This is a genomic window from Bradyrhizobium sp. T-12 (assembly GCF_058314695.1).
Genome location: NZ_CM177756.1, coordinates 3,478,848 through 3,491,888 on the forward strand (window position 1 = coordinate 3,478,848; position 13,041 = coordinate 3,491,888).

At 64.8% G+C, this 13,041-nt stretch carries 13 protein-coding genes; all 13 read left to right on the top strand.

From position 1 onward, the window contains the following. Nucleotides 1-132 precede the first annotated feature (132 nt). On the top strand, nt 133-684 hold the full coding sequence (locus AC0WRY_RS16305; RefSeq protein WP_212069114.1) for an NADPH-dependent FMN reductase: 552 nt from the start codon (nt 133-135) through the stop codon (nt 682-684). Nucleotides 685-784: 100 nt separating this feature from the next. Beyond that, nucleotides 785-1,102, top strand: coding sequence for an FtsB family cell division protein (locus tag AC0WRY_RS16310; RefSeq protein ID WP_028141594.1), 318 nt, complete (start codon nt 785-787; stop codon nt 1,100-1,102). A 202-nt stretch (nt 1,103-1,304) separates the two neighbouring features. Continuing rightward, nucleotides 1,305-2,264: a helix-turn-helix domain-containing protein gene (locus AC0WRY_RS16315; RefSeq protein ID WP_194407945.1), complete on the top strand. Its 960-nt coding sequence runs from the start codon at nt 1,305-1,307 to the stop codon at nt 2,262-2,264. Nucleotides 2,265-2,484: 220 nt separating this feature from the next. Continuing rightward, the gene (adh, locus tag AC0WRY_RS16320; RefSeq protein ID WP_491123400.1) at nt 2,485-4,002 is read left to right on the top strand and encodes an aldehyde dehydrogenase; all 1,518 of its coding nucleotides are present in this window, start codon (nt 2,485-2,487) and stop codon (nt 4,000-4,002) included. A 268-nt stretch (nt 4,003-4,270) separates the two neighbouring features. Next, nucleotides 4,271-5,293, top strand: coding sequence for a pyruvate dehydrogenase (acetyl-transferring) E1 component subunit alpha (pdhA, locus tag AC0WRY_RS16325; RefSeq protein ID WP_211416879.1), 1,023 nt, complete (start codon nt 4,271-4,273; stop codon nt 5,291-5,293). A gap of 29 nt (nt 5,294-5,322) precedes the next feature. Beyond that, nucleotides 5,323-6,705 (top strand): pyruvate dehydrogenase complex E1 component subunit beta, encoded by a 1,383-nt coding sequence (locus AC0WRY_RS16330; protein ID WP_491123401.1) that lies wholly within the window; start codon nt 5,323-5,325, stop codon nt 6,703-6,705. 3 nt (nt 6,706-6,708) lie between these two features. Continuing rightward, entirely contained in the window at nt 6,709-7,011 is a 303-nt protein-coding gene (locus tag AC0WRY_RS16335) for a DUF5076 domain-containing protein (RefSeq protein ID WP_194407949.1), read from the top strand. Nucleotides 7,012-7,043: 32 nt separating this feature from the next. Next, nucleotides 7,044-7,466, top strand: coding sequence for a nucleoside deaminase (locus AC0WRY_RS16340; RefSeq protein WP_249132476.1), 423 nt, complete (start codon nt 7,044-7,046; stop codon nt 7,464-7,466). Between the two features lie 63 nt (nt 7,467-7,529). Continuing rightward, the gene (locus AC0WRY_RS16345; RefSeq protein WP_491123402.1) at nt 7,530-8,885 is read left to right on the top strand and encodes a pyruvate dehydrogenase complex dihydrolipoamide acetyltransferase; all 1,356 of its coding nucleotides are present in this window, start codon (nt 7,530-7,532) and stop codon (nt 8,883-8,885) included. An 18-nt stretch (nt 8,886-8,903) separates the two neighbouring features. After that, nucleotides 8,904-9,134 carry a hypothetical protein gene (locus AC0WRY_RS16350; protein WP_194407952.1) on the top strand — a complete coding sequence of 77 codons (231 nt, stop codon included), beginning with the start codon at nt 8,904-8,906 and terminating at the stop codon, nt 9,132-9,134. Nucleotides 9,135-9,151: 17 nt separating this feature from the next. Continuing rightward, nucleotides 9,152-10,573, top strand: coding sequence for a dihydrolipoyl dehydrogenase (gene lpdA, locus AC0WRY_RS16355; protein WP_194407953.1), 1,422 nt, complete (start codon nt 9,152-9,154; stop codon nt 10,571-10,573). Nucleotides 10,574-10,712: 139 nt separating this feature from the next. Next, the gene (locus tag AC0WRY_RS16360; RefSeq protein WP_491123403.1) at nt 10,713-11,954 is read left to right on the top strand and encodes a threonine synthase; all 1,242 of its coding nucleotides are present in this window, start codon (nt 10,713-10,715) and stop codon (nt 11,952-11,954) included. 81 nt (nt 11,955-12,035) lie between these two features. Then, nucleotides 12,036-13,007: a tripartite tricarboxylate transporter substrate binding protein BugD gene (locus AC0WRY_RS16365; protein WP_194407955.1), complete on the top strand. Its 972-nt coding sequence runs from the start codon at nt 12,036-12,038 to the stop codon at nt 13,005-13,007. Nucleotides 13,008-13,041 lie beyond the last annotated feature (34 nt).

Below are 13,041 nucleotides of genomic sequence, written 5' to 3' on the forward strand. Positions count from 1 at the left end.
GCTGCCGGCCCAACCATCTGCTTTCGCGAAACACAGCGTTTCCAAATCGGGCCGGTTCATGCACTTGCATCCATCGGTCCAGATCGCTTAGGTGCCGACGGCACTTCTCCCTCACGGTTTCAAGGACACCTCATGGCCTACAACATCGTCACGATCGCCGGCAGCCTGCGCAAGGAGAGCTTTTCGCTGAAGATCGCCAACGCGCTCGCCAAGCTTGCGCCTGATACGCTCAAGCTCGAGGTGGTCACGCCGGCGGGCATCTCGTTCTTCAATCAGGACCTCGAGGGTGCGCCGCCCGCGGACTGGCTGGCCTTCCGCGACAAGCTGCAGAAATCGAACGGCGTCCTGTTCGTCACCCCCGAATACAACCGCTCGATCCCGGGCGTCCTCAAGAACGCCATCGACGTCGCCTCGCGCCCCTATGGCAAGAGCTCGCTCCTGGGCAAGCCGGTCGGCATCATCTCGAACTCGCCGGGACCGCTCGGCGGCGTCAGCGCGGCCAAGCATCTGCAGAACATCCTGCCGGGCATTTCCGGTCCGCTGCTGCAGCAGCCGGAAATCTACCTTAACGCCGTCGGCGATGCGTTTGACGCGAACGGCAACCTGACCAAGGACTCCCTGAAGACGGTGCTGCAGCAGTACATCGACGCCTTCGCCGCGCACGTGGCGAAGAACCAGGGCTGAGGCTCGTGGTGTCGTTCCGGGGCGATGCTTCGCATCGCCCCGAAATGACTCGCCAACCTGAATTAGCACTCCCTTAACCAACTTGTCCCATCTTCCCAAGATGGTCTCCCGCGCGCGCCTGAAATCGATCCTGACCGGACTTGCCCTCTACGCGATGGCGGCCGCCATCGTCGGCTATTTCGGCGTCAACGCCTATACCGGCAAATACGGCCTCAACGCGCGCCAGGAGCTCGACCAGGAAATCATCGCGCTGACCAGCGAGCTGGCCCAGCTCAAGCGCGAGCGCGCCAGGAGCGAGCAGCGGGTGTCGCTGTTGCGGTCCGAGCGGATCGACCCCGACATGCTGGACGAGCGGGCGCGTTTCCAGCTCGACTATGTCAATCCGCGCGATCTCGTTCGGATGATCCCGGCGAAGTAGCGCTTTCCGCAAGCTTCGAAACCGACGGCGAAAGAAGCTGCCGAAATCCGGCTCCTCCTTCGAAGGTCGTAATTTCGGAACCGCAAGTTGCCTTGACGGCAGCCCGGCGGCGGGCTCATGGCTTCTGCGACGCTCACTGAAGTTGACGAAGATCAAACAGGCGGCGCGGGCACGTCATAGTCTGTCATCGGAGGAAACTGTGATGAATGGGTCAATGCCCCGCCATCACGCGGCCCGTGTCGAGGCCGCCATTGCGTCAGGCCAGGCGGCTCGATCCGCGCTTGTGGCCTCGTGGCGCCGTTCGTCCAGATTGCATCATCTCGATCCCGGCGGCCGCACCTCGCCGATCCGGCTGACCGAAGCCGAGCTGCACCAGGCGCGCGAGCGCATCGCGCCGCTGCTGGCCGCCGCGCAAGGCGCGATGGACCGGCTCTATCAGGCGGTCGGCGCGAGCGGCTGCTGCGTGCTGCTTGCCGACGGCGAGGGCGTGCCGGTCGATCGTCGCGGCACGCCGGCGGACGACGCAACGTTTCAGTCCTGGGGCCTGTGGACCGGTGCGCTCTGGAGCGAGGAGCACGAGGGCACCAACGGCATCGGCACCTGCCTTGTGGAGCAGCGTCCGCTCACCATCGACCGCGACCAGCATTTCTTCGCCCGCAACACGCTGTTGAGCTGCTCCGCCGTTCCGATCTACGACCACGTGGCGGCGCTGGCGGGCGTGCTCGACGTCTCCTCCTGCCGGGCCGACCGGACCGATGCGTTTTCCAGTCTGATCGCGCTTGCGGCGGGCGAGGCGGCCAAGCGGATCGAAGCCGATCTGTTCCGCAGGGCCTTTGCCCATGCCCGCATCGTGCTGACGCAAGCTGCGGACGGCCAATGCGGAGGCCTTGTCGCGGTCGATGCGGACGACCTCGTGATCGGCGCGACCCGCTCCGCCCGGGTGGCGCTCGGAATTGCCCCTGGCCGGGCCTTGCAGCCGGTGCCCGCGGCCGATCTGCTCGGCGGCGATACCGCGCGCGATCATCTTGCCGGCGGTCAGCGCGGCGTGGTGCAACGGGCGTTGCTCCGTGCCGGCGGCAACGTCTCGGCGGCCGCCAAGGCTCTCGGCGTCAGCCGGGCCACGCTGCACAGAAAGCTCAAGCGGTTCGAGCTGAACCACTGAGCCTGCTTATCTTCGTCACGGGCTATCTTCCCAACAACGCCGTGGAATCTGCGAGCGCTCAATCTCGCCCTGCCTCGCCCCACGACTGTCGCAGAACTGCGACAGGTCGGCTCCGCCATCGCTTCCGCCTGGGCTGACAGAAATCGCCTCCCGGATCATCGTCCGCGCAAGTCGCGACCACGCGACGAATTGCGCAAACAGCAATCAACGGGAGTGATCAATGAACAAGGTCGAATTTCTCAGCGTCACCAAAGTTCCCTTTGCCGAATGCTATGACAATTTCATCGGCGGCAAGTTCGTCGCGCCGAAGTCCGGCAAATATTTCGACAATGCCTCGCCGGTGACCGGCCAGGTCGTCTGCAAGATCGCGCGCTCCGACGCGCAGGACATCGAGGCCGCGCTCGATGCGGCGCATGCGGCCAAGGGCGCCTGGGGACGGACCAGCGTCGTGGAACGCGCGATCATCCTCAACAAGATCGCCGATCGCATGGAAGAGAACCTCGAGCGTCTCGCCATCGCCGAGACCTGGGACAACGGCAAGCCGATCCGTGAGACCCGCGCCGCCGACATCCCGCTCGCCATTGATCACTTCCGCTACTTCGCCGGCGTCGTCCGCGCCCAGGAAGGCTCCATCGGCGAGATCGACCACGACACCATCGCCTATCATTTCCACGAGCCGCTTGGTGTGGTCGGTCAGATCATCCCCTGGAACTTCCCGCTGCTGATGGCCTGCTGGAAGCTCGCGCCCGCGCTCGCCGCCGGCAATTGCGTGGTGCTCAAGCCCGCCGAGCAGACCCCGGCCTCGATCATGGTCTGGGCCGAGATCATCGCCGACATCCTGCCGCCCGGCGTGCTCAACATCGTCAACGGCTTCGGCCTCGAGGCCGGCAAGCCGCTGGCCTCCAGCCCGCGCATCGCCAAGATCGCCTTCACCGGCGAGACCTCGACGGGCCGGCTGATCATGCAATATGCCAGCCAGAACCTCATTCCGGTGACGCTGGAGCTCGGCGGCAAGTCGCCGAACATCTTCTTCAAGGACGTCACAGCCGAGGACGACGACTACTTCGACAAGGCGATCGAAGGCTTCGTCATGTTCGCGCTGAACCAGGGCGAGGTCTGCACCTGCCCGAGCCGCGCGCTGGTTCACGCCGACATCTATGACCGCTTCATGGAACGGGCCTTGAAGCGCGTCGCCGCGATCAAGCAGGGCGATCCGCGCGATGCCACCACCATGATCGGCGCGCAGGCCTCCGGCGAGCAGCTGGCGAAGATCCTGTCCTACATCGACATCGGCAAGCAGGAAGGCGCCAAGTTGCTGGCGGGCGGCGGACGTGCCGAGCTCGGCGGCGATCTCGCCGGCGGCTTCTACGTCAAGCCGACCGTGTTCGAGGGCCACAACAAGATGCGAATCTTCCAGGAGGAGATCTTCGGGCCCGTGGTCTCGGTCACGACCTTCAAGAACGACGACGAGGCGCTCGAGATCGCCAACGACACGCTGTACGGCCTCGGGGCCGGCGTCTGGAGCCGCGATGCCAACCGCTGCTACCGCTTCGGCCGGGCGATCCAGGCCGGCCGGGTCTGGACCAACTGCTACCACGCCTATCCCGCTCACGCGGCGTTCGGCGGCTACAAGCAGTCAGGCGTCGGTCGCGAGACCCACAAGATGATGCTCGATCATTATCAGCAGACCAAGAATCTCCTGGTCAGCTACAGCCCGAAGAAGCTCGGCTTCTTCTGATCGGATGGCCGGAGAGGGCGGCGCCATGTCCGGCGCCGTCCGCTCCGACGACCGGGCCAGCATGGTCCATAGTTCTTGATCCGGCCATGAAGCCGCAGGCACTGCGTCGCGCGTAGATTTGTTGCCCGATCAGCGCCAAAGATTTTCCAATATTTCGACCACGTTGCAGTGCGGCATAATGAAAGTCGCGCCATGTCGCCGCGGTGCTTTCCAAGGGCGTTTGAGTTGGGTTAGAGAGGGCGTGAGTTTTCTCTGACCCGGAATTCCTATGGCCGCACCCAAGAAAGCCGCCGCAAGCACTCCACAGGACAAGACCGACGGCGGTTCGCCTCCGGAATTCACCAGGGAGCAGGAGCTCAAGGCGCTCCGCGACATGCTCCTGATCCGGCGGTTCGAAGAAAAGGCCGGCCAGCTCTACGGCATGGGCGCGATCGGCGGCTTCTGCCACCTCTATATCGGCCAGGAGGCCGTCGTGGTCGGCATGCAGATGGCCCTCAAGCAGGGCGATCAGGTCATCACCGGCTATCGCGATCACGGCCACATGCTCGCCACCGGCATGGACGCCAACGGCGTCATGGCCGAGCTCACGGGCCGCCGCGGCGGCTATTCCAAGGGCAAGGGCGGCTCCATGCACATGTTCAGCAAGGAGAAGCACTTTTACGGCGGCCACGGCATCGTCGGCGCCCAGGTCTCGCTCGGCACCGGTCTCGCCTTCGCCAATCATTACCGCAGCAACGACAATGTCAGCGTCACCTATTTTGGCGACGGTGCGGCCAATCAGGGCCAGGTCTATGAGAGCTTCAACATGGCGGAGCTCTGGAAGCTGCCGGTGATCTACGTGATCGAGAACAACCGCTACGCCATGGGCACCTCGGTCTCGCGCGCTTCGGCGCAGCAGGATTTCTCCAAGCGCGGCGTGTCCTTCAACATCCCCGGCAAGCAGGTCGACGGCATGGACGTTCGCGCCGTGAAGGCCGCCGGCGACGAAGCCGCCGCCTGGTGCCGCGCCGGCAAGGGCCCCTACATCCTGGAGATGCAGACCTACCGCTATCGCGGCCACTCGATGTCCGACCCCGCAAAATATCGCACACGCGAGGAGGTCGAGAAGGTCCGCCACGATCAGGACCCGATCGAGCAGGTGCGCAACCGCCTCCTGGCCGCGAAGGTCAGCGAGGCCGATCTCAAGGCGATCGACGCCGAGGTGCGCGACATCGTCAATGCGTCCGCCGATTTCGCCCAGCATGATCCCGAGCCGGATGCCGCCGAGCTCTGGACCGACGTTTACCGCTGAACGCGCGCAAGCTTTCTCTTGGAGTCGATATGCCAATTCAAGTGCTGATGCCCGCGTTGTCGCCCACGATGGAGAAGGGCAACCTCGCCAAATGGCTGAAGAAAGAGGGCGAGACGATCAAATCGGGCGACGTCATCGCCGAGATCGAGACCGATAAGGCGACGATGGAGGTCGAGGCGACCGACGAGGGGACGCTCGGCAAGATCCTGATCCCCGAGGGGACTGCCGACGTCGCCGTGAACACGCCGATCGCGACCATTCTCGCCGACGGCGAGAGCGCGGCCGATCTTGCCAAGGCGCCCGCGCCGGCTGCGAAGGCGGCCGAGTCTACGCCGCCTGCTGCCGCAAAGGCCGAAGCGCCTGCGCCCAAGGCTGCGCCGGCGCCGCAGGCCGTCGCTGAACCCGATCCGGAAGTGCCCGCGGGCACCGAGATGATCACGCAGACCATTCGCGAAGCGCTGCGCGATGCCATGGCCGAAGAAATGCGCCGCGATGCGGATGTCTTCGTGATGGGCGAGGAGGTCGCCGAATATCAGGGCGCCTACAAGGTCACCCAAGGCTTGCTCCAGGAGTTCGGCGCCAAGCGCGTCATCGACACCCCGATCACCGAGCACGGCTTTGCCGGCGTCGGCGTCGGCGCCGCGATGACCGGCCTCAAGCCGATCGTCGAGTTCATGACCTTCAACTTCGCCATGCAGGCGATCGACCAGATCATCAACTCCGCGGCCAAGACGCTCTATATGTCCGGCGGCCAGATGGGGTGCTCGATCGTGTTCCGCGGGCCGAACGGCGCCGCCGCGCGCGTCGCCGCCCAGCACAGCCAGGATTACTCGGCCTGGTACTCCAACGTGCCCGGCCTCAAGGTCGTCGCGCCGTTCTCGGCGGCTGACTACAAGGGCCTGCTCAAGGCCGCGATCCGCGATCCCAACCCGGTGATCTTCCTCGAGAACGAGGTGCTCTACGGCCACACCGGCGAAGTGCCGAAGCTCGACGATTTCATCATTCCGATCGGCAAGGCGCGCATCGTGCGCTCCGGCAGCCACGTCACCATCATCTCCTGGTCGAACGGCATGACCTATGCGCTGAAGGCCGCCGACGAGCTCGCCAAGGAGGGCATCGAGGCCGAGGTGATCGACCTGCGCACGCTGCGCCCCATGGACACCGAGACCATCATCAATTCGGTGAAGAAGACCGGCCGTGCCGTCACGGTGGAAGAGGGCTGGGCGCAAAGCGGCGTCGGCGCCGAGATCGCCGCGCGCATCATGGAGAACGCCTTCGATTATCTGGATGCGCCGGTCGCGCGCGTCTCCGGCAAGGACGTGCCGATGCCTTATGCCGCCAATCTGGAGAAGCTCGCGCTGCCCTCGGCGGCTGAAGTCGTCGAAGCCGCCAAAGCCGTCTGCTACAGGTAGGCCATGGCGGGCCCGAAGGAGCAGCCACTGCCGCCCGACGTCATGACCCGCGACGACGCGGTCGAGATCCTGCGCGTGTTCGTGCTGGACGGCGGGCTGTCGATGGCGTTCCAGCGGGCCTTCGAAGAACCCGACATGTGGGGCCTGCTGCTCGTCGATCTCGCCCGCCACGCCGCGCGCGCCTATGCGCGCGAGAGCGAATACACCGAGGAAGACGCGCTCAGCCGGATCCTGGAGATGTTCCAGGCCGAGATCGAGCGTCCCACCGACACCGGCACCACGACGCCGCGCGGCAAGGGGCACTGACCGTGACAGTCGAAGCCCACCATTTCGATTTCATGCTGGAGGCGATCCGCGAAGCCGAGGCCTCGATCGCGCAGGGCGGCCTGCCGATCGGTGCCGTGCTGACGCGCGAGGGCAAGGTCATCGCCCGCGGCCACAACAACCGCGTGCAGGAAAAGAACGTGATCCTGCACGGCGAGATGAGCTGCCTGCGCGAGGCCGGCGTGATCTCGTTCCACGACACGATCATGTACACCACGCTGTCGCCATGCTCGATGTGTGCCGGCGCGCTCGCTTTGTTCAAGGTCAAGCTTGTCGTGATCGGGGAATCCGTCACCTTCGAGGGCTCCAAGGATATCCTCGACAAGTTCGGCATCCCCTGGATCGACCTTGCCGACGAGCGCTCCATCGCCATGATGAAGAATTGGCGTTCCAATCCCGCCAATGAGCGCCTGTGGCAGGGCGACATCGGCAACTAAACCTGGTCTGTTCGTCTTCGGCTGTCGAAGATGAATTTTTGCAAAGTTTGTCTTGAGGTCAGCATGCCCATCAACATCCTGATGCCCGCTCTCTCGCCGACGATGGAGAAGGGCAACCTCGCCAAATGGCTGAAGAAGGAAGGCGACAAGGTCAAATCCGGCGATGTCATCGCCGAGATCGAGACCGACAAGGCCACCATGGAGGTCGAGGCGATCGACGAGGGCACGATCGCCAAGATCCTGGTGCCCGAGGGCACGCAGGACGTCCCGGTCAACGACGTGATCGCGGTGCTCGCCGGTGAGGGCGAGGACGTGAAGGCGGCCGGTAGCGCCAAGCCCAGCGCTTCGGCCGCACCTCCGAAAGCAGAGAAGCCCGCTGAAGCTCCGGCTGCTGCTGCGGCTCCCGAGCCGGCAGCGCCGAAGGCCGCACCGCCGCCCGCCGCCGCACCCGCGCCCCAGGCGGCTCCGGCCGCGCAGAGCAACGGCCACGCCGGCCGCGTGTTCTCCTCTCCGCTGGCGCGACGTCTCGCCAAGGAAGCAGGCATCGATGTCGGCATGGTCACCGGCACCGGTCCGCACGGTCGCGTGGTCGCCCGCGACGTCGAGCAGGCCAAGTCCGGCAAGGGTCTCAAGGCCCCCGCCGCCGCGCCGTCCGGCGCGCCCTCGATCGCGCCCACCATGTCGGACAAGCAGATCCTGTCGCTGTTCGAGCCCGGCTCCTACGACATCGTCCCGCATGACGGCATGCGCCGCACCATTGCGCAGCGCCTGACCGCGTCGATCCAGAACGTCCCGCACTTCTACCTGACCATCGACTGCGACATCGGCAAGCTGATGGCCGCGCGCGAGGAGATCAACGCGGCTGCGCCCAAGGACAAGGAGAAGAAGCCGCTCTACAAGATCTCGGTCAACGACTTCGTCATCAAGGCGATGGCGGTCGCGCTCCAGAAGATCCCGAACTGCAACGTCAGCTGGACCGAAAGCGGCATGGTCAAGCACCACCATTCCGACGTCGGCGTCGCCGTGGCGATGCCGGGCGGCCTGATCACGCCGATCATCCGGAAAGCGGAGACCAAGACGCTCTCGACCATCTCGAACGAGATGAAGGATTTTGCTGCGCGCGCTCGCTCCCGCAAATTGAAACCCGAGGAATATCAGGGCGGCACCACCGCCGTCTCCAACCTCGGCATGTACGGCATCAGCCACTTCACCGCCGTGATCAACCCGCCGCATGCGACCATTCTCGCGGTCGGAACCAGCGAGGAGCGGCCTGTGGTGCGCGGCGGCAAGATCGAAATCGCGCAGATGATGAGCGTGACTTTGTCGTGCGATCACCGCGCCATCGACGGCGCGCTCGGCGCCGAGCTGATCGGCGCGTTCAAGCAGCTGATCGAAAACCCTGTGATGATGATGGTCTGACGGGGAGGCGCAGGGTGAATGCGAACGCGCTGGCCCTGGATCTCCCTGTTGCTCTCGGCCGCGCTTGCGCTCAATCCAGTCGGGCTCGATATTCTGCATTCCGCGTTCTTTGCCGGCGAGCAGCTGGCAAGGAGCATCGGCCAGGCGGTCGTCATGATTGCGCTGGCCATCATGGCCGGCGCGATCCTGCTCGAATGGCTGGTCCGGGTTTTGATTTTCAGGCGCCGCGCCCGCGGTGCGTCCACGTGAGTTGAACGGGAGCCGCCATGGCCGATACATCCTTCGACATCATCATCATCGGCTCCGGTCCCGGCGGCTATGTCACCGCGATCCGCGCCGCCCAGCTCGGCTTCAAGGTCGCGATCGTCGAGAAATCCTATCTCGGCGGCATCTGCCTGAACTGGGGCTGCATCCCGACCAAGGCGCTGCTGCGCTCCGCCGAGATCTACCATTACATGCAGCACGCCAAGGATTACGGCCTGTCGGCTGAGAAGGTCTCGTTCGACCCGAAGGCGGTGGTGCAGCGCTCACGCGGCGTCTCCAAGCGCCTGAACGACGGCGTCGGTTTCCTGATGAAGAAGAACAAGGTCAGCGTGATCTGGGGCGCGGCCTCGATCGACGCGCCCGGCAAGGTCACGGTGAAGAAGTCCGACGTCGAAGCGCCGAAGGGCACGCTGGGCGAGGGGGCTTATCAGGCCAAGCACATCATCGTAGCGACCGGTGCACGGCCGCGCGTGCTGCCGGGGCTCGAGCCCGACAAGAAGCTGATCTGGACCTATTTCGAGGCGATGGTGCCGGAGCGCATGCCGAAGTCGCTGCTGGTGGTCGGCTCGGGCGCGATCGGCATCGAGTTCGCCTCGTTCTTCCACACCATGGGCTCCGAGGTCACGGTGGTCGAGGTACTGCCGCAGATCCTGCCCGTCGAGGATGCCGAGATCGCCGGCCTTGCGCGCAAGCGCCTGGAGAAGCAGGGCATCAAGATCATGTCCTCGACCAAGGTCACGAAGCTGGAGAAGAAGGCCGACAGCGTCGTCGCCACCATCGACGACGGCAAGGGCAAGCCTGTCACATCAGAGTTCGAGCGCGTGATCTCGGCGGTCGGCGTCGTCGGCAATATCGAGAATCTCGGCCTCGAAAAGCTCGGCGTCAAAACCGACCGCGGCTGCATTGTCATCGACGGCTACGGCAAGACCAATATCCCCGGCATCTACGCCATCGGCGACGTCGCCGGACCGCCGATGCTCGCGCACAAGGCCGAGCATGAGGGCGTGATCTGCGTCGAGGCGATCAAGGGCCTGCATCCGCATCCCATGGACAAGAATATGATCCCGGGCTGCACCTATTGCCATCCGCAGGTCGCCTCCGTCGGCCTGACGGAAGCCAAGGCGAAAGAGAGCGGCCGCGAGATCCGCGTCGGCCGCTTCCCCTTCGTCGGCAACGGCAAGGCGATCGCGCTCGGCGAGGACCAGGGCCTGGTCAAGGTCATCTTCGACAAGAAGACCGGCCAGCTGCTCGGCGCCCACATGGTCGGCGCGGAGGTCACCGAGCTGATCCAGGGCTACGTCGTCGCCATGAACCTGGAGACCACGGAAGAAGAGCTGATGCACACGGTCTTCCCGCATCCGACGCTGTCGGAGATGATGAAGGAAGCCGTGCTGGATGCGTATGGACGGGTGTTGAACATCTAATCGCTTTCCCGCTTGTCATTTGCGGGCCTGACCCGCGCATGACAAGCGAAGCGCTCTTCAAATGATGGACTGCCGGGTCAAGCCCGGCAATGACGGCCGCAGGAAATTGGCGAAACAAGGAAGAAGAAAGAAGCTAGCCATGCACGACAACGACAATCTCACCATCGAACGCCCGACCTTCGTCACCCATCTGGAATGCGCGATGGAGGGCGACCATTACGCCGCCGATCAGGTCCACAACCTCTCCAAGGCCGGCAAGCCGCTGCTGGTGCGCTACGACCTCGCCGGTGTGAAGAAGGCGCTGACCAAGGATGCGCTCGCCCAGCGCCCGGCTGACATGTGGCGTTACCGCGAGCTGCTGCCCGTGCGCAAATGCAAGGATATCGTCTCGCTGGGCGAAGTGACGACGCCGCTGATCCGGTTGCCCAAGCTGGCTGCGAAGCTCGGCGGCGGCGAGATCATCGTCAAGGACGAGGGACGGCTGCCGACCGGCTCGTTCAAGGCGCGCGGTCTCGTGATGGCAGTGTCGATGGGCAAGGCGCTCGGCATCAGGCACATGGCGATGCCGACCAACGGCAATGCCGGTGCGGCGCTGGCCGCCTATGCGACGAGCTGCGGTATCAAAACCACGATCTTCTGCCCGGCCGATACGCCCGAAGTGAATGTCAGCGAGATCGAGCTCCAGGGCGCGACCGTCTACCGCGTCAACGGCTATATCGACGATTGCGGCAAGATCGTCGGCGAGGGCAAGGCGAAAGTCGGCTGGTTCGACACCTCGACGCTGAAGGAGCCGTACCGCATCGAAGGCAAGAAGACGATGGGCCTCGAGCTCGCCGAGCAGCTCGGCTGGGACGTGCCCGACGTGATCTTCTATCCGACCGGCGGCGGCACCGGCCTGATCGGCATGTGGAAGGCGTTCGACGAGCTGGAGAAGATCGGCTTCATCGGCTCGAAGCGCCCACGCATGGTCGCGGTGCAGGCCTCGGGCTGCGCGCCGATGGTGCGGGCTTACGAGGCCGGCACCGAGCATGCGACGCGCTGGGAGGATGCCCACACCATCGCCTCGGGCATACGCGTGCCGCAGGCGATCGGCGATTTCCTCATCCTGCGTGCGGTGCGCGAGAGCAAGGGCTTTGCCATCGCGGTCGACGACGACAAGATCTCGGCGGCGCTGAACGAGGTCGCGCGCGAGGAGGGGCTGCTGCTGTGTCCGGAGGGCGCCGCCACCTACGCCGCCTACAAGGAGAGTCTTGCCGACGGCCGCGTCTCGAAGGGTGACCGCGTCATGCTGTTCAACTGCGCCACCGGCCTGAAATACCCGCTGCCGAAGGTCGACCGCACGCTCGACCGGCACAAGCCGATCGACTACACCCAATTCTAGCGCGGCAATACGCTGCGAAAGATCTCTCTTCCCGTACGCGGGAAGAGCAAAAACAATAACGACATCGTTGGGGAGAAGACAATGACAAAGGCCGTCTGGGCTGCGCTGTTTGCTGTTCTCGCTGTTTCAGGCGCCGCGCGCGCCGATGACTATCCCACCCGTCCCATCACCATCATCGTGCCGTTCGCGGCGGGCGGCCCGTCGGATGCGATGGCCCGCGTGCTGGCCGAGCGGATGCGCACCTCGCTTGGCCAGGCCGTCGTGGTCGAGAACGTCACCGGCGCGGGCGGCTCGATCGGCGTCGGCCGCGCCGTGCAATCGCCGCCGGACGGATACACCATCTCGTTCGGCCATCTCGGCACCCACGTCGCCAACGGCGCGGTCTACAAGCTCAAATACGATCTGGTCGCCGATCTCGAGCCGGTGGTGCTGCTGCCGAGCAATCCGATGATCGTCGTCAGCAAGAATGCGGTGCCCGCGACGTCTCTGAAAGAGCTTCTGGAGTGGCTGAAGTCGCGGCCCTCGCCGCCGACGGCGGGCACCGCCGGTGCCGGCTCTGGCAGCCACATCGCCGGCGTCTATTTGGAGAGCGTCTCCGGCATCAAGCTGCAATACGTGCCGTATCGCGGCACGGCGCCCGCCCTGAACGATCTCATCGCCGGCCAGATCGACATCATCGTCGACCAGACCTCCAACTCCATCAATCAGGTGCGCGCCGGCACCATCCGCGCCTACGCCATCACCGACGACAAGCGCCTGTCCTCGGCACCGGAGATTCCGACCGCCGAGGAGGCGGGCCTGAAAGGCTTCAACATGACGCTATGGTCGGGCATGTGGGTGCCGAAGGGCACGCCGAAGGACATCGTGGCCAAGCTCAATGCCGCGGCCGTGGAGGCCCTGAACGATCCCGCCGTGAGGAAGCAGCTCGAAAGCCAGGGGCTGGAGATGACGCCGAAAGACCAGCTCACGCCCGAGGCGCTCGGCACCCGTCAGAAGGCCGAGATCGCAAAATGGTGGCCGATGATCAAGGCCGCGAACATCAAGGTCGATTGAGAGGTATGTTGGCCAGGCCAATATCGCTCATCTG